20 protein-coding genes are annotated in these 19,753 nt (G+C 48.0%); 7 read left to right on the top strand and 13 right to left on the bottom strand.

Translation table 11 applies throughout. The features are described 5' to 3' along the window. Window positions 1-115: 115 nt before the first annotated feature. On the top strand, window positions 116-751 hold the full coding sequence (locus BN1247_RS01375) for a GntR family transcriptional regulator (protein ID WP_054948778.1): 636 nt from the start codon (window positions 116-118) through the stop codon (window positions 749-751). 154 nt (window positions 752-905) lie between these two features. Here the strand turns inward: BN1247_RS01375 and BN1247_RS01370 are convergent, their stop codons facing one another. From BN1247_RS01370 to BN1247_RS01320, 10 genes are all read right to left on the bottom strand, one after another. Continuing rightward, entirely contained in the window at window positions 906-1,301 is a 396-nt protein-coding gene (locus tag BN1247_RS01370) for a hypothetical protein (protein WP_054948777.1), read from the bottom strand. A gap of 115 nt (window positions 1,302-1,416) precedes the next feature. After that, complete coding sequence (locus tag BN1247_RS01365; RefSeq protein WP_054948776.1) at window positions 1,417-1,830, bottom strand: hypothetical protein; 414 nt, start codon at window positions 1,828-1,830, stop codon at window positions 1,417-1,419. 336 nt (window positions 1,831-2,166) lie between these two features. Continuing rightward, window positions 2,167-3,033, bottom strand: a complete 867-nt coding sequence (locus BN1247_RS01360) for a carbohydrate kinase family protein (protein ID WP_054948775.1) — start codon at window positions 3,031-3,033, stop codon at window positions 2,167-2,169. Further along, complete coding sequence (locus BN1247_RS01355) at window positions 3,030-3,932, bottom strand: pseudouridine-5'-phosphate glycosidase (RefSeq protein ID WP_054948774.1); 903 nt, start codon at window positions 3,930-3,932, stop codon at window positions 3,030-3,032. Before BN1247_RS01355 ends, BN1247_RS01360 begins: the two co-directional genes overlap by 4 nt. A 286-nt stretch (window positions 3,933-4,218) precedes the next feature. Continuing rightward, a complete protein-coding gene (locus tag BN1247_RS01350; RefSeq protein WP_054948773.1) occupies window positions 4,219-5,220 on the bottom strand; it encodes a LacI family DNA-binding transcriptional regulator in 1,002 nt (333 codons plus the stop codon). 390 nt (window positions 5,221-5,610) lie between these two features. Then, window positions 5,611-6,921, bottom strand: coding sequence for a nucleotide sugar dehydrogenase (locus tag BN1247_RS01340; protein WP_054948771.1), 1,311 nt, complete (start codon window positions 6,919-6,921; stop codon window positions 5,611-5,613). Between the two features lie 43 nt (window positions 6,922-6,964). Then, complete coding sequence (locus tag BN1247_RS01335) at window positions 6,965-8,278, bottom strand: glycosyltransferase (protein ID WP_054948770.1); 1,314 nt, start codon at window positions 8,276-8,278, stop codon at window positions 6,965-6,967. 327 nt (window positions 8,279-8,605) lie between these two features. Further along, window positions 8,606-9,514, bottom strand: coding sequence for an N-acetylmuramic acid 6-phosphate etherase (gene murQ / locus BN1247_RS01330; protein WP_054948769.1), 909 nt, complete (start codon window positions 9,512-9,514; stop codon window positions 8,606-8,608). A gap of 27 nt (window positions 9,515-9,541) precedes the next feature. Beyond that, window positions 9,542-10,636, bottom strand: a complete 1,095-nt coding sequence (locus BN1247_RS01325; RefSeq protein WP_074011026.1) for a DUF871 domain-containing protein — start codon at window positions 10,634-10,636, stop codon at window positions 9,542-9,544. Between the two features lie 12 nt (window positions 10,637-10,648). After that, complete coding sequence (locus BN1247_RS01320) at window positions 10,649-10,981, bottom strand: PTS lactose/cellobiose transporter subunit IIA (RefSeq protein WP_054948768.1); 333 nt, start codon at window positions 10,979-10,981, stop codon at window positions 10,649-10,651. Window positions 10,982-11,170: 189 nt separating this feature from the next. On the opposite strand from BN1247_RS01320, the gene BN1247_RS01315 reads away from it, so the two are divergent. From BN1247_RS01315 to BN1247_RS01295, 5 genes are all read left to right on the top strand, one after another. After that, window positions 11,171-12,025 carry a MurR/RpiR family transcriptional regulator gene (locus BN1247_RS01315; RefSeq protein ID WP_054948767.1) on the top strand — a complete coding sequence of 285 codons (855 nt, stop codon included), beginning with the start codon at window positions 11,171-11,173 and terminating at the stop codon, window positions 12,023-12,025. 1 nt (window position 12,026) lies between these two features. Continuing rightward, window positions 12,027-12,332, top strand: coding sequence for a PTS sugar transporter subunit IIB (locus tag BN1247_RS01310; RefSeq protein ID WP_054948766.1), 306 nt, complete (start codon window positions 12,027-12,029; stop codon window positions 12,330-12,332). Between the two features lie 94 nt (window positions 12,333-12,426). Further along, entirely contained in the window at window positions 12,427-13,701 is a 1,275-nt protein-coding gene (locus BN1247_RS01305) for a PTS sugar transporter subunit IIC (RefSeq protein WP_054948765.1), read from the top strand. 127 nt (window positions 13,702-13,828) lie between these two features. Beyond that, on the top strand, window positions 13,829-14,116 hold the full coding sequence (locus tag BN1247_RS01300; RefSeq protein ID WP_054948764.1) for a hypothetical protein: 288 nt from the start codon (window positions 13,829-13,831) through the stop codon (window positions 14,114-14,116). A 99-nt stretch (window positions 14,117-14,215) separates the two neighbouring features. Further along, a complete protein-coding gene (locus BN1247_RS01295) occupies window positions 14,216-15,532 on the top strand; it encodes a 6-phospho-beta-glucosidase (RefSeq protein WP_054948763.1) in 1,317 nt (438 codons plus the stop codon). 799 nt (window positions 15,533-16,331) lie between these two features. On the opposite strand, the gene BN1247_RS01285 is transcribed toward BN1247_RS01295, so the two are convergent. Continuing rightward, complete coding sequence (locus tag BN1247_RS01285; RefSeq protein WP_054948761.1) at window positions 16,332-16,832, bottom strand: hypothetical protein; 501 nt, start codon at window positions 16,830-16,832, stop codon at window positions 16,332-16,334. Between the two features lie 481 nt (window positions 16,833-17,313). On the opposite strand from BN1247_RS01285, the gene BN1247_RS01280 reads away from it, so the two are divergent. Further along, on the top strand, window positions 17,314-17,784 hold the full coding sequence (locus BN1247_RS01280) for a hypothetical protein (protein WP_054948760.1): 471 nt from the start codon (window positions 17,314-17,316) through the stop codon (window positions 17,782-17,784). A 263-nt stretch (window positions 17,785-18,047) separates the two neighbouring features. Here the strand turns inward: BN1247_RS01280 and BN1247_RS01275 are convergent, their stop codons facing one another. Both BN1247_RS01275 and BN1247_RS01270 read right to left on the bottom strand, forming a co-directional pair. Further along, the gene (locus tag BN1247_RS01275) at window positions 18,048-18,875 is read right to left on the bottom strand and encodes a carbohydrate ABC transporter permease (RefSeq protein ID WP_147675150.1); all 828 of its coding nucleotides are present in this window, start codon (window positions 18,873-18,875) and stop codon (window positions 18,048-18,050) included. Window positions 18,876-18,891: 16 nt separating this feature from the next. After that, complete coding sequence (locus BN1247_RS01270) at window positions 18,892-19,752, bottom strand: carbohydrate ABC transporter permease (protein ID WP_082415993.1); 861 nt, start codon at window positions 19,750-19,752, stop codon at window positions 18,892-18,894. Window position 19,753 lies beyond the last annotated feature (1 nt).

The following is a 19,753-nucleotide window of genomic DNA, read 5'->3' as shown; positions in this document are numbered from 1 at the left end:
ATGAGCGTGCCTCCTCATCATTGATCAGCACTTTACAAATGAATGACTTTCTTTTCACTGGAACCAATAATTGCGATCGACCGGGAGAATGGATGACTGTAAAGGAGTAAATAATTTGAGCAAACCGACATTAAAGGAAAAAGCTTATATTGAATTAAGGAATTTAATCCTAAAAGGCAGCTTGGAACCAGGGGAGTTTTTAACCGAACGTTCGTTAGTCGAACGGCTGAATATGAGCAGAACCCCAATCCGCTCTGCTCTAGAACGCCTTGAAGCGGAGGGGTTTGTCAAACAATCCCCAAAGCAAGGCATTGTCGTTGAAGAACTATCTATCAAAAAAGCGGTAGACATTTATGATTTACGTATGGCACTGGAATCGTATGTCGGTAAAAAATTAGCAGTTTCCCAATTACCGGAAAAAGGTATTTACTTGCTCAGACAAAACCTTGCAGAGCAAAAAAAATATATGGAGACTGGAGATTATACAGGATTTGTCGCCAAAGATTATGAATTTCATCTCACGCTGGTCCGTCTGTACGATAACAAAGAAATTATCAACATCATTGAACAAATTCAGGACCGTTTGTATCAAATTGCGATTAAAGTCTTGCGAAAAGATGCTGAGCGTATCGTCGTCTCTTATGAAGATCACCAGCGGATTGTAGAAAATATCTTAAACGGAGAAGGGGAAAAAGCAGCTACCGAAATCGTCAATCACCTAGATTTTGGCAAGCGCATCCTGATTCAATAAGGCGTTCATACGCCCCCTTATTGTCCTTTGTTTACCTGAAGCACTTTTTTATCGATGTAATACCCTCTAATTGATCTCATCCTTAAGGTAATCACATAGTGTCCCATGATCCTCGCGCGTAATAGGGGCGTCTAGCCCCTTAACTCTTACATCACTAGCGTCGTGCATATTCCCATTCAAACACCAAGCGAGTAAAATAAAACGCTAACGCCCCAATCGTCGTCAAAATACTAAAGGCCATTACGGACGATAAAAAATTCCCGAAGGAATCGCCTGAACTTGAAAAAACTAATACGAACAAAAAGCTATACGCTACAGCGAGAAAAACGTACCACACGACTCCACTCGTGATCCGCATCACCTGCTCCCTTTTCCACGCAAACAGCGCTTCTCCAAAGATACACCCGACGAACGATAGCGGGATTAAAAAAGTCAAGTAGATGGATAACCCTTCCAGCAACTCACCAAAACTCCTATTTCCGAGAGCCGGTATCACAAGCGTAAGAACGGCTGACAATAACGAAGCCAAGTAGGACAATATAAATCGCAAACCACATCCCTCCTTTAGTTGGATTATGTAACAATCTCATTTATGTAACAGTAACAGTCGTGAAACGAACCAGTCGCATAGTTACTTCCCCTTCCCTCTTTCTTCCCCGCTCCCTTCACTGACGAGGTAGGCTAGACTGTTTCTTTTCTAACGTATAGCGGGTGTAATAAAACGCTAGCAATCCGACGATCGATACGAAACCGAAATAAACAAACGCTAGAAACATATTTTCACCTACATACGATTGCTGGGAAAAAATTAATTCCACTAGCAAACCGAAAGCTAGCCCAAGCGACACATACGTTGGCGTCCCGGATTTTAAACTTGTAAAGTCCTCTTTTTTCAAGGTAAAAACGAGTTCCGCTATCACACACCCGAGAAATGATAGCGGAACCAATAAGAACAACGCAATAGACAACATAACGGTAAAGTAGAAAAAACCGTCAGACATCATCTTGTGTACAAACGGCAACACAAGTGCGACCATTGAAAACAAGAGAGAAACCATATATGAAATGAAAAATTTCAAGCTGTGTCCCCCCCTAACCACTTGGTAAGGCCGCATGGTAAGGCCGCGTTCGTGTCGCTTTTATTGTATCGTATCCAGACGACGATACCAACATGGGCGATGCTGGGACAACAGTCATTTTTGATAAATCCCTTCCTATTATAAAAAAAGGCTCCACCCCGAGCATCTGTTTGACCGTCAATAGTCTCAAAACAGCTACCAGAGTGAAGCTTTACGGATTCCCCAGTGCCTGAACCGAAAAACGTATCGCTACGTCACAAAATGTCTCCACTACCGAACTCCGAAGCAAAAACTCGCGCGTTTCACACGGTGAATCCTTACGGTGGATCGTTTCGGTCAATCCTTGAACGCCCCGACGTACGTTACCGTCTGTGCCGCAACTTCTACCGCGCGTTTGGCGGCTTGCGTCACATCGCGCGTACGCCAATATGTGGCGAGAAAACTTCCAGCGAATGAATCTCCAGCACCCGTCGTGTCAACGGCTGACACTTTGGGCGGGGGCAACGCAACATAAGAGCCATCGCGGTAAAACCAACACCCTTCCTCCCCGCACGTTAAAACCGGCATCGGCACGAATTTCCTTAGTGCCGCGACAATTTTTTGCGGCTCTTTCTCTCCCGTCAACAGTACCCCTTCCTCGTAACTCGGAAACAAAAACGTGACGCCGTCCAAAAATTGTAGAAATGCCTCTTTATGTCGTTGCAGAAAGTAGGTGGAGCTCGGGTCGAGGGCGACCGGTATGCCCGCTTCGCGAGCGACTTCTTTTGCCGCTCGCATCGCCTCGCGCGGCTTGTCTTCAAAGAACGCATAGCCGGACATGTACAAGATGTCGCTGTTTTCAATACCGACGAGGTCATCCGGCGTTAAACGCGTGTTCGCACCGCGATCAGTAATCATCGACCGCTCACCCGTCTGCTCGTCGACCAAGATGACAATTTTCCCTGTCTCCACTTCCGCATCTTTGGCGACCTCACAGTCGACTCCGTGTTTGCTTGCCTCGTCAATGAGATACGTGCCGAGCGGGTCACTCCCTACTTTTCCAATGAGACGACACGGCGCCCCTTCGGACGCGACGAAGCGCGCGACGTTGTTCGCCTGACCGCCCGGACGGAGCTGAATGCGCCCGTCCGTATCTGTAGCAAAATTCGTGGCGCCTTTACTAACCAAAAAGTCAACGACTAAATCGCCAACGACTGTAATCATGACTGGTGGTAGCTGACGGCGAGCTGCGCCGCTACTTTTGCGTTGTTTTTCACGAGCGCAATGTTGGCGTCCACACTTTTGCCGCCGCTCTTCTCCTTAATCGTTGCGAGTAGGAAGGGGGTCGCTGCTTTGCCGCTTATACCTTTTTGTTCCGCCTCGCGAATCGCATCCGCGATCGTTTTTTCGATGAAATCCGGATCGAGTGCATCTTCCTCGGGAATCGGGACAGCGAGAGAAACCGCGTAGTCTAAATCTAGCTGGTCTTGCGTCTTCAGTAACTGCACGAGTTCGTCTTTCGCAATTTTTTCGACGGGAATGCCGGCATCGCGCGTGTAAAACGCGGGGTAGCGATCCGTTTCATAACCGTAAACGGGCACGCCGAGCGTTTCTAAGTACTCTACCGTTTTCGGAACGTCTAAGATGGACTTCACGCCAGCACTAACGACACATACCTTCGTTTTTGTCAACGTTGGCAAATCAGCAGAGATGTCGAATGTTTCGTTGACGCCGCGGTGTACGCCGCCGAGTCCGCCGGTCGCAAAGAAGCGAATACCTGCTAAATGCGCGGCGTAGGCCGTCGTAGCGACAGTCGTTGCACCGATCATTTTACCCGCTAACACGCGTGGCAAATCGCGGTAGCTCGCTTTGAACGCATCGGGCGACGTCGCGAGTACATTAATTTCGTCCTCCGATAGTCCGACGCAAATTTTACCGTCTAAAATAGCGATCGTCGCCGGTACAGCGCCATTTTCACGAATGACCCCCTCGACTTCTTTCGCCATTTTGACGTTTTCCGGATACGGAAAGCCGTGGGAAATAATCGTCGACTCAAGAGCGACGACTGGTTGACCTTCGTCTAGGGCGCGTTGTACTTCCGGGCTAACTTTTAGAAACTCCATCTGTTTTCCTCCTAAATGTGCAATATATAGATTACCTTATTATGGTGTGACAAACGGTTCATCTTATGCCTTCTTATGCCTTCTTATGCCTTCTTCATGCTTTCTACATGACTGTTTCATCCCTGCTTGATGCCTTTAACGCCCTTCCGCCAACGATAGCAAATTTGTAACCTTTACAGCGTAGCGTTCGAAGTGGTGACGGGTTCAATTACAGCGACTATCGTTTGACTGCAGCGACTGGCGCCCAACGACAGTCACTGACGTTAAACTAGAGTGACTGGCTCAACTAAAGTGACTGTCGTTCAACGAGATAAGGTGTGATCACGATCTGCTGGGCGACGTATGCCTTGTCGGTCATTTGCTCGATTAACAGGCGAAGCACTGCTTCGGCAATCTCCCGTTTTGGCGGGGCAATGCTCGTAAGTGGTGGGTACATATACTCGCTCATTTGCAAGTTGTCGATGCCTAAAACGCCGAACTCGCGACCGATTGACAATCCTCGTTCCATCGCCGCCCGATACACGGCGAGTGCGCGCTCGTCCCCGGAAATGAACACGGCGTCAATTTCCTGCTCCTGCATGGCGGCGAGGATTTTTTCATACACCGCTTGGAAGTCAGTCAATCCGAAATAAACGTCGTTCGACAACTGCTGCTCTTGGCAAAACGCGCGAAATCCTTTCGCCCGTTCTTGATTAATGATCGATTTCTCGTTCCCTAAAAAGAGCGGGAACGCTTTATAGCCTTTTGAAAATAAGTGGCGGGCACCTGAGTAACCGATATAGAAGTTGTTCACGTCGACGTAAGACACGTCGTAATCGCGGTGGCTCTTACCGATCAACACGAACGGGATGCCGCTCTGTTTCAAATAAGTGACGCGCTTGTCGTCGACGGTCGAGTCAAAAATAACCGCCGCATCACACAAACCGTGCTTGACGAGGTGAAACCCGTCGTTGTCGTCTTCTTCAAAGCTTTCCGGAGAGGAGGCAGAGATCACCATCCGGTAGCCGCTGTTTTTGGCCAATCGGTGCAACTCGTGAAAAATTTCGTGGTGGTACGCGCCCCAGTACTTCCCGCTGCGCTGGTCGATAAACACGACGATTTGATTCGTTTTTTGTTCCTTCAAACTCCGTGCGACTAAGTTTACTTTAAACCCGAGTTCGTCGATGACCGCTTGTACTTTTTCCCGCGTCTCCCGTTTGACGTTCGGATGGTTGTTAATGACGCGCGACACGGTGCGAATCGATGTACCACTCTTTTCGGCAACGTCCTTAATCGTGATCTTGCGCAACCTACCCTCCCCCTTCTTCCTTTTTGCCAACGTTAGCAACTCTATATTTATCCGTATTATAAAAGATGTGTATGCCACTGTCAACGGACATATCGTCAACGGCCTCATGTTGAAAAATGAATACAACGACGAACAGACAAACGTATGTATATGTATACGTTATCACGTTGGCACCTGCGATTGCATGGCGATTACGTGACGATTGCTTGACGGTTGCTTGGCGCATACTTAACTACCTACATTTTACCAGTATCCCACTAAAAAAGGTACAAAAAGGTACAATTAAACCGACTCGTTCTGTACACCGGAACGGTCAGTTTAATTCATTCTATGTCTATAGGATAATGGTATTTTTACTTAGTACAGTCAGCCAGATTGGTAAATGTTACGTTACAACTTATACACCTGCTCCGAACCCGGCAAAATGTTGCGCGTGTCCAAGATGATCTGCGCGATTTGATCGTAAGCAACTTGTGTATGATCCGTCAGAATGACCACCAAATCGGCCGTGTTAATGCGTTCATAATCTGGGGGAGCGACGTCGATGCGCTTGCCGCCGACCACGATTTCCGAAACGTACGGATCGAAAATCGCGAGATCAGCATCCATTTTTTTTAATCCGCTGTAAATGCGGTAGACGGATGATTCGCGCGTGTCGGCGATATCGCGTTTATACGCGGCTCCCATCAAGGCGATGCGGCTACCGGCGACCGCCTTTCCTTGCCTGTTGAGTAGTTCGACAATGCGGCGCAACGCGTACTCGGGCATGTAATCGTTAATCTCCCCTGCCAGTTCCGATAACCTCGTCCGGACGCCGTACCTGCGCGATTTGTATGTCAAGTAATACGGATCGATCGGGATACAGTGGCCACCGACCCCAGCGGAAGGGTAAAACGGGGTGAAACCGTACGGTTTCGTGGCTGCAGCGTCAATCACTTCCCACACGTCAATCCCCATTTTTTCACAAATTAACGTCAACTCATTTGCCAACGCAATATTGACGTAGCGAAACGTATTTTCATGAATTTTTGCGAGTTCGGCCACTTTCGGACTGGAGACCGCAAACGTATGCGTACCGATCGCTAAACAGGCGAGTTCGGTACATTGTGGCGTCATCCCGCCGACGATGCGCGGCGTGTTCTCAACATTGAACTGTTTGTTGCCGGGATCAATCCGTTCCGGCGAATAGGCGACAAACACGTCTTCCCCGACGGTAAAATCTTTAGCTCGTAAAGCGGGAACGACAATTTCTTCCGTCGTCTCGGGATAAGTCGTACTTTCCAAAATGACGAGCGTCCCACTCGAAATGTGCGCGGCAACCGAGTCAGCGGCACGTTTCACATACGATAAGTCCGGCTGTTTGTAGGCGTCGACAGGCGTCGGTACAGAAATGAAAACAACGTCGATATCGTCCAGCTCGCGAAAGTCGGTCGTCGCCGTTAATCTCCCTTGCCGAACGGTATCGGAGAGCTCACGACTCGGCACGTCCGAAATGTAACTCGTCCCGCGGTTAATTTGCTCGGCCTTCGCAGCGTCCACTTCAAAACCAGTCACTCGATAACCGCCTTTCGCCTTGGCCACCGCATTGGGCAAGCCGACATACCCTAAGCCGACGACGCCCATTTTCGCCGTTTCATGTTGCAGTTTGCTTTTAAGCGCTTGGAAATAATGGTTCTTTACTGTTTCTACTGCTAAAGACATGTCACAATTCCTCCTGCGATTAATTATTTTTCTCGTCACTCTTTTAACGAGTCCCCCAATTGTCTTTCCAAATCGTCAACAACGCGTACAGCCTTACCGGAAAAATAATCGCCATGTGTGCCAGTGCAAATAGTGGCGCCAAAAAATAGCGGAAGGGATTGCGAAAAATGTAGTAAAGGCCGTGATTGAGCGACGCGAGAATCAAATAACAAATCGTATAGTACGCGTACATTTGCCAATTAGTAGCCGTCAGGTTCGTCACCTTCGTTAAAGACTGAATCACTGATGTCGTAAACAGTGCCCACATCGCTCCTTCCCCGATTAGCCAAAAGAGAAAGGACGGCCGTTTCCACGCATATTTCAAGCTCACCATACTGTATAGAAAGAACGAGCGCGCCCAGCGGGTCTGCTGCTTGAAAAATTTCGTCAAATCTTCCGGAACGTCAGTAACCGCAGTAGCTGTCGATTGGTACTTCGTCTTGCCACCCGATTTTAAAGCGGCAATCGTCAGACAGCGGTCATCTCCATTTTTTATGGCGATCCCAAGTCGTTTCTCTTTCATGAAAAAGTCTAGGTTGTCCATGACGACTTCTCTTCGGTGCATCGACAGCGCCCCAGAACAGACGAGCACCGTTCCCGTCACCGATTGCGCCCCTCGACCGACGCGAAACGCTCCTTGGTACAGGATGTCTTGTAGTCGCGTGATGAAACTGTCATTCTCATTGCGCGCGTTAATGTGACCGACGACAGAGGACACTTTCTCGTCCCGAAACTGGCGCAACATTTCTTTGACAGCATGTCGAGAAATATAGCTGTCCGAGTCGGTGAGCATAATAATGTCCCCTGTCGCCCGCTCAAACGCCCATTTCTGCCCCTCTTTTTTGCCTTTGTTCTTGTCGAAGCGGTGGCAACGGATCTTCGGGTTCTCCTCTGCCAACTTTTTGACCGCTTGATACGTCGTAATATCGGCACTGCCGTCGTCGACAAAAATAATTTCGTGCACCGGGTAACTTTGTTTAAGCAAACTCTCGATCATTACTTGCACCGAATAGGTGTTTTCGTTATAACAAGGCACGACGACGGACACTTTATGCTCGCCTGGTTCCCCTTTTGCTGGTGTATAAAAAAAAGAAATAAGCATTTTTAGCAAAAAATAGGCGAGCGTGATCGACATTAAGACACCAAAAATGTAGTCTACGTCTTTTTCCGCACGGAAATTGACATGAAACATTAGAAACACGCACACCGCAAAGATCGTCGCGGCGAGAACTTTCCCTAGCGGCGTGTCGATCGCCTTCGTATTTGGCAACGCGCCTTCGTTGCGGTAAGCGAGGACGCGTTGTCTGCTTTCACTCATGAGCATCACTCCTTTTTTTTTTATAACTTATCATTGTCTTGCGACAACAGTCGGTCAGCGAATGAATGTTCTAGCAAAAAAAAGGCACGCCTTTCCACTCGGCAACGCGAGAGCTCCTTTGCTCGCTTCTCGCATCACCTGTGAAAACGCATGCCTTCATTTCGATTTCTTTGTTTCATCTCCTGTTTTGCCAAGACTTATACCGAACACTTCCGTCACCGGACGATCTTTCCCGTCACCGGGCGACCTTTCCCGTCACGGACGAGCTTTCCCGTCACCGGACGACCTTTCCCGTCACGGACGAAGCATGTGAAGCTACTTTGTGCCTCATTCGTCCCCCCGCACAGCCTCCGCAATCGCCCGGCGCAAATAACCGTCGTGCTTTGCCAACAACTGCGTCACTTGCTCGCCCGTAAGACCGGTGACGAGCGAGAGGATCGCCGGTTTGGCACTTCCGTATGCCGCGAGCGCCCGTTCCGCCTCCTCCAAGCTGACACCCGCGGCTTCGGCAACGATTGTTCGCGCCCGCAACCTTAGCTTTTCGTTCGTCGCAGTGAGGTCAACCATCAAATTGCTGTACACTTTCCCGATTCTGACCATCGCCGTCGTCGTCAGCGTGTTTAAAATGAGTTTTTGCGCTGTCCCAGCCTTCATGCGCGTCGATCCCGTAATCACTTCCGGCCCGACTTCCGCTTTCATCGTATAATGCGCAACCTGCTCCATCGCCGAATGGGGCGTACAGACGACAGCTGCGACGACTGCACCGCGCGCCTTCGCTTCTTCCATCGCCCCAACCGTATACGGCGTACGGCCACTTGCCGCGATCCCGATCACGATGTCGTTGGCGGATACGTCCAGCTCAACCATCGCCGCTTGCCCTTCTTCGGGACGGTCTTCGACCCCTTCTTGCGCCGTTTGAATCGCCTTTGCTCCCCCGGCGATGACGGCGACGATTTGCTCTGGCGGCGTACTGTATGTCGGGGGGCATTCAGAAGCGTCCAAAATGCCCAAGCGACCACTCGTCCCTGCCCCGACGTAAATTAAACGGCCACCTTTTTTTAACTGCTCTACGATCTTGTCTACGACTGTGGCGATCGTCGGTAAAATACCGGCAATCACTTGCGGCACTTTTTGATCTTCATCGTTAATTAATTGCACAATCTCTAACGTCGACAGTTGGTCGATCTGTTCCGTCGCGGGATTTCTGCGCTCTGTTAAAATACTTTGTAAGTTCATTTCCACTTCCCGCCTTTATATTATTTCTTATCTTTTATACTCCGTAAACGAAAATTTTCCCCACGGATTAATATAGTCGATCAAGAAAATTTCCCCTTCGCGGATCCGCCCCACCACGTTCGTCTTTCCGGAGTTCTCCATGTCGCGTCGCGCAATTTGTAACTCGCCGGCGTACTGCCCGTATAAATCGTTTTCGATTAAAATATCGCCGCGCCTAATCGGCTGCGTGTTGTGTGGCGGGAACGGTTGTCCGCGATATTTCACCCGGCTCTGCGTCGAACGAATCATGTAATCGGACACGTCGCCGCGGTAAAAGTGAAATTCGTCAAAAACGATTTTCCGCTCTAAATCAGTAACCCCTTCGTGTAACGTTACTGCGAGGGAGATCATTTCTCGATTGACCTCACTTAAGCGCTGTAATTCCTCTTCCGAAGCGTAAGCGTTGCCGACGATCACATCGTCGATTAACCCGGTCGCGTACAAATGCTTTGCTTGCACGTCGATCGGTAGGTCCCGATGCATTTCCAGTGTCGGCAATCCTTCGACGATCGGCCACGGCCCGAAAGAGGCTGCTTGCGAGGAGACGAAGGCGGCAGTCCGCAACCCGTGCACCTTGAATTTTTCACTGCATTCTATAAAAAAGTCATAAGCGAGCCCGGCGTATTTGTGCGGGTAAAAGTTGTGGCACCCGATTAACCGGTCGCGGTTCGGTTGGTAACACATGATGTTGTCCAAGTACCGCGTCGCATTACTCATGTTGATCTCAATGTTTAACCCGTACGGATTGTACGTCATTTTCGCTTCTTCCAGACCAGAAAAGCCCATGTCGAGACGAATGCCGGCCGCCCCTAACTCGTGAAAGAATACTAAGTCGTCGTATGAAAGCTGAAGTTCTTTTAACACGCGTGGGCTAATGTCGACGATCACTTCCATCCCCAACCGGTTCGCACAGGCGAGCGATTCTTTAAAGTCCGCCAAGATTTTATCCTTGTTCCCGTCCACGGACAACAAACACGTAAACACCCGCTCAACACCGTAACGATGGGCCGTCTCCAAGTAGTCCATATCGCGAGCCACATCCGAATGATGCGGGTAAATCGACACGCCAAGCCGCTTTTTCACGGCGATTCCCCCTTACCGATTCTGTTCTAGTTCACTCATTTTGCGATACATGTCGATCATTTCTTTAATCAGGGACATCTCACTGATCGCCGTCATTAAGTGGTCTTGCGCGTGAATTAGTAGTAACGATTTTTCGAAGGACTCACCTTGCAATTCAGTTTGGATTAATGTCGTCTGTGTCTTGTGTGCTTCCGTTAATTCGTCGTCGGCCTGCGCCATCAAGGCGTCACACGCAGTAAAATCGTACGCCTTCGCTTTTTCTAACGCATCGTAGGCGGTACTTTTTGCATTCCCGCCGTGAGAGATAATTTCAAAAATGCATTGCTCCAAGTTCAATTCACTCATGTCGCCACCCTCTCCTTTTTCGTTGTACACCTTGTACACTTTCATTATAACTATAACCGACTGAAATAATAAATCAACTAATATGTGAACGTCGTTGAAATAAAACTTCAGTCGGTTTATAATAGCGGTGAAAGCCCTTTAGCAGGGGCAGATTGACTGCAGGAGGTGATCCTTTCGAAATTGTCTGTTATGAAGCTCATTAACAACCAGATGCCCCATTTTTCCTCTGCCGAACGGAACGTGGCTCAGTATGTGGCAGACCATTTGAGCGACGTCGTCAATATGACGACGAAACAACTCGCTGCCGCCTGCAACAGTAGTGAAGCGTCGGTCATCCGCTTCTGCAAGCGGATCGGCATTAATAGTTTTAAAGGGTTGAAGATCGAAATCGCCAAAGGCCTTCACCAAGAGCATACGCGGGCAGCGATCGTCGATTCCCCCTTTGATTTTAACGATGACATGCGCACAGTTGTCGATAAAGCTACCGCGAGGTCGATCGATTCGCTTAACCATACGCGTAAAATTCTCTCGCTCGAAGCTTTAGACGCTGCCGTGCAAGCGTTCCATCAGGCCAACCGCATTTATTTGTACGGCGCGGCAGGGTCATCGATCGTCGTACAAGACTTGGCGCAAAAACTGCTACGCATTAACTGTCACGCGTTCCAGTCTAACGACTTTCACGTGCAGATGATGATGGCAGCCAACATGGATGACGAAGACGTGTTGTTTCTAGTCTCGACGTCAGGGGAAACGAAGGAAATCTTGCAACTGTTAACGACAGCGAAAGAGACAGGCACGAAGACGGTGCTACTGACACAGCTAGGAAAATCGACGGCCGCCAGCCAAGCTGACATCGTGCTCAACATTTCCGCGGAGGAGCACGACATCCGCATCGGCACGATGAGCGCACGCATCGCCGAATTAGCAGTCATCGATATGTTGTTCATCGGTTTGTGTATCGAAAAAGGCGACCAAGTGTTTCAACGCATTGTCAATACGCACCACGCGGTCAAAAAAATTAAGCACTTACAGGAGGAGAATTGAAATGAAAGTTTTGTTCGTCTGTTCAGGAGGCATGTCCAGCGCCATCGTTGTAAACGCACTAAAAAAAGAAGCTGAAAAAAATGGCATGGAGATGGAAGTACACGCCATCGGGACGTCTGAAGTAACTTCGGAAATTGGAAAAGGGTGGGACGTATGTATGGTGGCCCCGCAAATTCGGCACCGCTTCGATCAAGTGAAAGAAGCCGCTGACGAAGCCGGCGTGCCGTGCGGCAAAATTCCACCGCAAGGCTATACGCCGCTCGGTGGCCCGATCTTGTTGAAAACGGTGAAAGAACTCACGAAGTAAACAAGTGAGTATACAAATATCGGAACAATCGCTAACGGAGTAACCTTCAGTCGCGGTGATATTCACGCCTTAAACATTAGGAGGGAGAGGGGCCATGAGCAACAAATTTGTCGATTTTCTAGAGAATAAGTTGTCCGGTCCGATGGCAAGGCTTGCCGAGCAGAGGCACTTACAAGCAATTAGAGACGGTGTCATTTCCGCCTTGCCGTTCATTATTGTCGGTTCGTTTTTTTTAATCTTTGCCATGCCACCGTTGCCGGAATCGTGGGGATACACGCAATGGGCGACAGCACATCAAACAGAAATATTAATCCCGTTCCGGATGACGATGTTCATCATGTCGCTGTACATTGCCTTTGGTGTCGGCTACAACTTGGCGAAAAGTTATAAACTTGACCCGTTGTCCGGCGCTCAACTTGCCGTCGCGTCACTATTACTTACGATCGTTCCCCACTTCATCAAAGATGACGGTTTCTACTTGCCAATGGCAAACCTCGGAGGACAAGGGCTGTTCGTCACGATGATCGTTTCGATCGTGGCGGTAGAAATTTTACGCCTCTGTAAAGAAAATAACTGGACAATTAAAATGCCGGAGCAAGTCCCAGCGTCGGTGGCGCGCTCCTTTGAAGCGCTCATCCCAGTGACGATCGTCATTTTACTAATGACGACAATTACCGTCGTTTTCGGGCTCGACTTACACGCATTAGTGCAACAAGCTGTGTCACCGCTCGTTAAAGCGGGAGACAGTCTAATCGGCGTCCTCATTCCCGTGTTTCTCATTACGTTCTTTTGGTCCTTCGGGATTCACGGTGTATCTGTCGTCGGCACAGTGGCACGGCCATTGTGGACGATGTATGAACATGCTAACGCTACCGCAGCGGCAGAAGGGGCAGCAACACTCCCACACGTCGCTCCAGAAATGTTTTACCAATGGTTCGTTTGGATCGGCGGTTCGGGTGCGACATTAGGACTTGTGATTGCCATGCTCTTCTTCGCCCGCTCAAAATACTCGAAATCACTAGGAAGGGCGACAATCGTCCCCAGTCTGTTCAACATTAACGAACCGGTCATTTTCGGGGTACCGATCGTGTTAAACCCGATTCTCATCATTCCGTTCATGGTGACACCGCTCATCACAACGACACTTTCGTACATTGTCACGTCGATTGGGTTGGTGACGCCGACGTACGCGCACCCGCCGTGGACATTACCCGCCCCGATTGGCGCTTACTTAGCGACGGGGGGCGACTGGAAGGCAATCGTGCTCGTACTCGTCAACATCCTCATCTCCTTCCTCATCTACTTACCATTTTTTAGAATGTACGACAAAAAAATGGTGGAGATGGAACAAGGCGAAACGGCGGCATAAGTATGCTGTTACCGTCACAACAAGAAAAGTGGGAAGCGGAAGGGACTCCCACTTTTCCCTTTTCCCAACGTAACGCACGAGTAAACGGATGATCGTTAACACTTTAACGTAAAGAAGGTGATTGCGAATGAAACAAGGTGAGGAAATGGTCATACCGAAAATAGGCTTTAAAGCGGTGTTCGTGTTTATGTTTATCGTTGCAACTGCCTTGTTTCTCTTCCCACCACCGCTCATAAAGATCGGCCTGTCCGTCAAGTGGAGTCTTTACTTAACGACGAGCCTCTCTAGCACGTTTGCGATGACCGTCGCGATCGCAATAAGCAGTAAAAAACGGCCGAAAAAACCGCTGCATAAGCGATTGCTCTTCTCGGCAGCAGTATGTTTGCCCTTAAGTTTTGTCGTACTATTTTTATAGACGATTGCACCCTTTACACATTTGTACAAAAGCATCGCGCGCATGTTTTCGTAGCACTCGCAATATATAAGCATCCTCTTACATTGAAAGGTGATACCAATGACGACTGAAGGTATTAAAATTGCCACTATCGGCGGAGGCTCTAGTTATACGCCAGAATTCGTGGAAGGACTCATCCGCCGCTACGACGAATTGCCAGTCCGCGAACTGTGGCTCGTCGATATTCCGGAAGGAAAAGAAAAACTGGAGATCGTCGGCAATTTGGCCAAGCGGATGGTGGCAAAAGCGCAAGTTCCGATGGAAATCCATTTGACGCTCGACCGCCAACAAGCACTCGCGGGCGCCGACTTTGTGACGACACAAATGCGCGTCGGCTTGTTGGACGCACGGATCAAAGATGAGCGCATCCCGCTCAAGTACGGCATGATCGGACAAGAGACGAACGGTGCAGGTGGGCTGTTCAAAGGGTTGCGCACGATTCCGGTGTTAATGGACATCGCTGCGGAAATGCAAGAACTGTGCCCGGATGCCTGGCTCATTAACTTCACAAACCCCGCAGGGATGGTCACCGAAGCGCTCCTCCGCTACGGCGCGCACGATAAAGTCATCGGCGTGTGCAACTTGCCCGTCAACGTGCGCATGACGATTGCCAAACTGCTCGACGTCCCTTACGAACGCGTCCTGATCAAATTTGCGGGACTGAACCACCTCGTGTACGGGCTGGACGTGTTTGTCGACGGCGTTTCTGTCATGGATCAAGTGATTGAACTGCTCACGAATCCGGACAACCAGCCAAACATGCAAAATATCGCCCCGATTCCGTGGGAGCCGTCTTTTATTCGCTCGTTAAAACTCATTCCGTGTCCTTATCACCGCTACTACTATAAAACGAAAGAAATTCTTGACGAGGAATTGAAAAGCTTCGAAACGGGGACGACGCGCGCGGAAGTCGTTAAAAACATTGAAGCAGAGCTGTTTGAACTGTACAAAGACGAAAATTTAGCGATTAAACCGCCGCAACTGGAACAAAGAGGCGGTGCCTACTACAGCGATGCCGCCTGCAATTTGATCGACTCAATTTACAACGATAAAGGTGACATTCAAACGTTAAACGTGCGCAACGACGGTGCCATTGCCGATCTGCCGCACGAATCGGCTGTCGAAGTTAACTGCGTCGTCACGAAACACGGTCCACAGCCGCTCGCTGTCGGCAATCTCCCCGTCGCCGTCAACGGACTCGTGCAGCACATTAAGTCGTTTGAAAGAGTCGCCGCCGAAGCTGCCGTCACCGGCTCGTACGAGCAGGCACTGTTAGCGATGAGCATTAACCCGCTCGTACCGAGCGACGAGTTGGCGAAACGCGTGCTGGACGACTTGTTAGAAGCACATAAGGAGTATTTGCCGCAGTTTTTTTAAGGATTAGCGTGAGATCTGTTCTGTGACGTGGTCGATCCGTTACGAGATTCTACTAAAGAAACCTTCGGTGCGGGGTGAGGGGGAATCGTTAACCGTTCTCCTCCTTTTCCCTGTTGCCATTGTGATAAAAAAGATGTGTCCAATCTCCTCCCATTTGATCACGCCTAAAAACGAACGATAACGATGTGGCTGGGAAGGTGTATTGGAAACAGCGTGAGTAGATAGCGGAATATGCCACTAGCATGAGCAGGTAGCGGAATATGGCATTAGCATGAGTAGGTAGCGTAATATGCCATTCGCGGTAAGGAGGGACTTTTTGTTTCCTTTACGCTAAATTAGGCGTATTCGCTTTTTTCTAGGATTAGGCGGATGAAATAAAACACTAAAGAACCAACTGTAGCCAAAATAAAATAAAGAAAGTTAAACTTGTCATCTGTAACCACTGTTATAAGAAAGCCGTATCCCAAACCTAGAACAAAAAACGACGAAATTCCAACCCAAAAACGCATCATTTTTTCTCCCGCTAGGAAAAAAAGGAATGCCCCAATAGTACACCCAAACAATGAAAAAACGGTTGTACCTAACACAAAAAAGGGCCACTCTACTATAAATTCATCGGAGTCGAATACGAAGTCGAAAATTGGTAACCCCAGAATAAGGATTGCTGAAAATGTGGCACAAATGTACGAGGTTAGGAACTTCAATGTGCAGCGCTCCTCTATTAGCTTTTTCCATAAGTAGCTAGAAGTGTAGCTAGCATTTAGTTAAAGCCCTTTACCCTTACATCTCTTAACTGATTTCACTCATTCCAATGATCGTAAATGAGCTTCAAAACCTTCCTGTATTCTTCAATTGTGTCCTTTTGGTAAAACTTATTCATTTCTTCTGTCATAGTCCGTTGATCCGATCTCTCCTCAAAACCGTCTTTACTATAATTGGCAGAAAAAAATGTTCGATTCTCTTTATTATCATTCTCGACGGATATTGTTATTTCTCCATTGTTAAAGAAATTATATCTGTAACTAACCCCTTTTTTCTTTTCAATGTATATTCCGGTTACCATCGCTGTCCATTCTTTAGTACTAAAATAAATGTCATATTTATCCAAAATGCTCTTGATCTTCCTAAATGAACTATATGGGTTATAAAACAGCGCATCAGTCTGCTCAATAACACCCTCGCCATCTTGAACCACGCGATAAAACGCATTGGCTTTATAGTCGTAATAAATCTTCCAACTAACAATGATTAACAAAAGGAGCGCATAAATACTCATATAGACCATACGTTTCTTGCTCATCGGTTTAATTCCTTACGTAAGTAGTCAACAAACTCCTCAACATCCTTCAGCAAATCCAGATCTCTAGTACCAATACCGAAAACCCTTACACGAATTAATGAGATTATACCGTAACTTTATCCCCTTTTCAATTTAAATCCCTAATCGAGCTTTTTGCGATGTACCCGTTTCGTCTTATTTTTTGCAAAAGGTTCTTGACAACTTTCCGATTTATGTTAATCTAGTCATTGTTAGCGCCATCATTTGGTCCTGTCAGAAAAAATAAAGGGTAAGTATTTACGGAAAAGGTACTTTAGGGGAAATCGAAACACTACCGCTCTGAAGTCTTGCCTCGCGCACGTAGACGCATTTAATGATTGTAAGCTGATTAGTTAAGGATACTTGACGTGATTCAGACATTTTGGTTGACCGTCAGGTATCTTATTTTCTGTCCTATACTCTTTAAGAAAATCATTTTAATTACTATCTAGAGGTGGTTATCATGAGCAAATTTAAACCTTTTATGGCATTAGTAATTATGTCCATTTTGTTTATTTCTGCATGTACTATTGGAGAACCTGAAAGGTACGATCTCTTTTTTTTCAATGGTGAAAGTAAAAATTGGTCTGTCGAGTTAGAATATGTCGATTGGAGTGAAGGAAGGAGACCCGATGACAAGTTAATTTTTAGCATTAAAAACGACAATCTTAAGGTTGATAAAATTTCTTATCAAATAGGAGATACGGATATTGTTGGCACGGTTTCTTTAGACAACGGTAGGGGTGAAACAACTGTACAGGAATTAGAACCATTAATTGACAGCCTAAAGAATGATGAAAATTTGGTAGACGGGACTGTTAATATAAAATTGTCTTGGGATACATTCGAAGAAGTTGTTTCTCTTGAATATGATACCATGTCAGGTGAAGATGCTCGTTCTTTTTGGGAAATAATAACGAGTATCTTTAAATAAAACTTCCTACCTTAATTCAAGTTTCCTTAATTCAAGTTTGCGATGATCGGCACTCCCTTAGTTTTTTATGGGCGGGGATAATCAATTTGTAATCAAGATGATGTAGCCGCCCCATTCTTAACAAACAAACTATTTTTTAAGATAATTACCCGCTGGTGGATTGCTGTCATGATTAGACGATGATCTTCGATACTTTGTGACCCACTTCAATTCGCAATGCCATTACTGCGCCACACGTCAATCCACCAACGGAAAATGTTCTTTTATCCTTTCACCCCTGTCAGCGCGATCCCTTCGATAAAGTAGCGCTGCAAGACGATAAAAATAACGATCATCGGCAGAGACGCCATTAACGCCCCGGCCATGAGCAGCGGATACTGCGTCGCATACTGCCCTTGGAAGGAAGCAATCCCGATCGAGAGCACGCGCATCTCATCCGAGCTCGTGACGACGAGTGGCCACAAAAAGTCGTTCCACGAAGCGAGAATTGTAAAGATAGCGAGCGACACTAGCGCCGGCTTCGCGAGCGGGAGAATGATGCGCCAATAAATGCCGAAATACGAGCAGCCGTCTATTTTTGCCGCTTCGTCCAACTCCTTCGGAATCGACATAAAAAACTGCCGCAACAAAAAGACGCCAAAAGCGCTGAAAATGCCCGGTACGATCAATGCGTACAGCGTATCAAACCACCCGAGCTCTCGCACAATGACGAAGCTCGGAATCATGACAACTTGCGACGGCACCATCAACACGGACAACAAAGCGACAAAGATGATATTTTTTCCCGGAAAAGACAGGCGTGCAAACGCGTATGCCGCCAGTGAACATAAAATTAATTGGCCGATCGTGCGACCGACGGTAATGACAATCGTATTCCAGTAGTACTTCGCAAAATTAACAGTCTCGAATACTTCGGAGTAATTATCTAACTTCCACGTCTCCGGTAGAAACGTCGGCGGCACGAGCATCGATTCCGCAAACGACTTAACCGACGTCAAAATCATCCAAAGGAAAGGAGTCACCATGACGACCGCCCCTAAAATGAGCACTGTGTGGACAATGATTTTTGATCCTCTCGACATCGACTGCATCGGACACGCCTCCTTTTTATTCGTAGTGAACCCATTTTTTCTGGTAATAAAACTGGATAATCGTCAAAATTAAAATGACGACGAACAACACGAGCGCTTGCGCCGCCGCATAGCCCATCTCGAAGTTTTTGAAGCCGCTTTCCCAAATGCTGTACACGGCCGTTCGCGTCGGTTCTAACAGCGCATAGTTGTCGCCGATCATAATAAACACTAAGTCGAACACTTGCAGCGACCCGATTAAGGAGATGACTGTGACGAAAAATAAGCTCGGCGATAGTAGGGGCAACGTAATGTGGAGAAACTGACGCCAACCGCTCGCCCCGTCCAACGTCGCCGCTTCGTAATACGTCGACGAGATCCCCTGTAGACCGGCCAACAAAAGAACCGCGTTATACCCGACCGTCATCCAAACGGCGACGAAAATGATCGATAACAGCGCAAACCACTCGTCAAACATCCAACCAGGCTGTGGCAAATTCAATAACCCTAACACGTAGTTAATCAAGCCAAATTCGGAGTTATACAGCCACTTCCACACCATTCCGACCGCAATCGGCATCGTCACGACTGGCAAGAAATACAACGTACGGTAAACGACGATCCCTTTAATTTTTTGGTTTAACAACACGGCGACTAGTGTGGCGAGTGCGATGGAAATAGGTACAGACACGAAGGTGTACACGGCCGTATTGCCGAGCGCCCGCAAAAACGTCCCGTCGCTCATTAAGTTGATGAAGTTGTCGAACCCGATAAATGTCGGTGCGGTCAGCCCGTCCCAATCGGTGAGCGACAAATAAAACGACGCGATCGCTGGCGCCATGTAAAAAATGGCCAGCCCGATGACGACAGGGGCAATAAAGGCATACGCCCATAACATC

Origin of the sequence: Numidum massiliense (assembly GCF_001375555.1) — a bacterium.
GTDB classification, from domain to species: Bacteria; Bacillota; Bacilli; order Thermoactinomycetales; family Novibacillaceae; genus Numidum; species Numidum massiliense.
Note: the sequence above shows the minus strand (reverse complement) of the source record. Positions and strands in the feature narration are given on the sequence as shown.

Coding starts and splice junctions, on each gene's coding strand:
- BN1247_RS01335 (WP_054948770.1), bottom strand. CDS start 8,278: ATGAGTGAAAGCAGACAACGCGTCCTCGCTTACCGCAACGAAGGCGCG.
- BN1247_RS01305 (WP_054948765.1), top strand. CDS start 12,427: ATGAGCAACAAATTTGTCGATTTTCTAGAGAATAAGTTGTCCGGTCCG.
- murQ (WP_054948769.1), bottom strand. CDS start 9,514: ATGAACTTACAAAGTATTTTAACAGAGCGCAGAAATCCCGCGACGGAA.
- BN1247_RS01320 (WP_054948768.1), bottom strand. CDS start 10,981: ATGAGTGAATTGAACTTGGAGCAATGCATTTTTGAAATTATCTCTCAC.
- BN1247_RS01340 (WP_054948771.1), bottom strand. CDS start 6,921: ATGTCTTTAGCAGTAGAAACAGTAAAGAACCATTATTTCCAAGCGCTT.
- BN1247_RS01355 (WP_054948774.1), bottom strand. CDS start 3,932: ATGGAGTTTCTAAAAGTTAGCCCGGAAGTACAACGCGCCCTAGACGAA.
- BN1247_RS01285 (WP_054948761.1), bottom strand. CDS start 16,832: ATGAGCAAGAAACGTATGGTCTATATGAGTATTTATGCGCTCCTTTTG.
- BN1247_RS01270 (WP_082415993.1), bottom strand. CDS start 19,752: ATGTTATGGGCGTATGCCTTTATTGCCCCTGTCGTCATCGGGCTGGCC.
- BN1247_RS01275 (WP_147675150.1), bottom strand. CDS start 18,875: ATGCAGTCGATGTCGAGAGGATCAAAAATCATTGTCCACACAGTGCTC.
- BN1247_RS01310 (WP_054948766.1), top strand. CDS start 12,027: ATGAAAGTTTTGTTCGTCTGTTCAGGAGGCATGTCCAGCGCCATCGTT.
- BN1247_RS01315 (WP_054948767.1), top strand. CDS start 11,171: ATGAAGCTCATTAACAACCAGATGCCCCATTTTTCCTCTGCCGAACGG.
- BN1247_RS01300 (WP_054948764.1), top strand. CDS start 13,829: ATGAAACAAGGTGAGGAAATGGTCATACCGAAAATAGGCTTTAAAGCG.
- BN1247_RS01295 (WP_054948763.1), top strand. CDS start 14,216: ATGACGACTGAAGGTATTAAAATTGCCACTATCGGCGGAGGCTCTAGT.
- BN1247_RS01280 (WP_054948760.1), top strand. CDS start 17,314: ATGAGCAAATTTAAACCTTTTATGGCATTAGTAATTATGTCCATTTTG.
- BN1247_RS01360 (WP_054948775.1), bottom strand. CDS start 3,033: ATGATTACAGTCGTTGGCGATTTAGTCGTTGACTTTTTGGTTAGTAAA.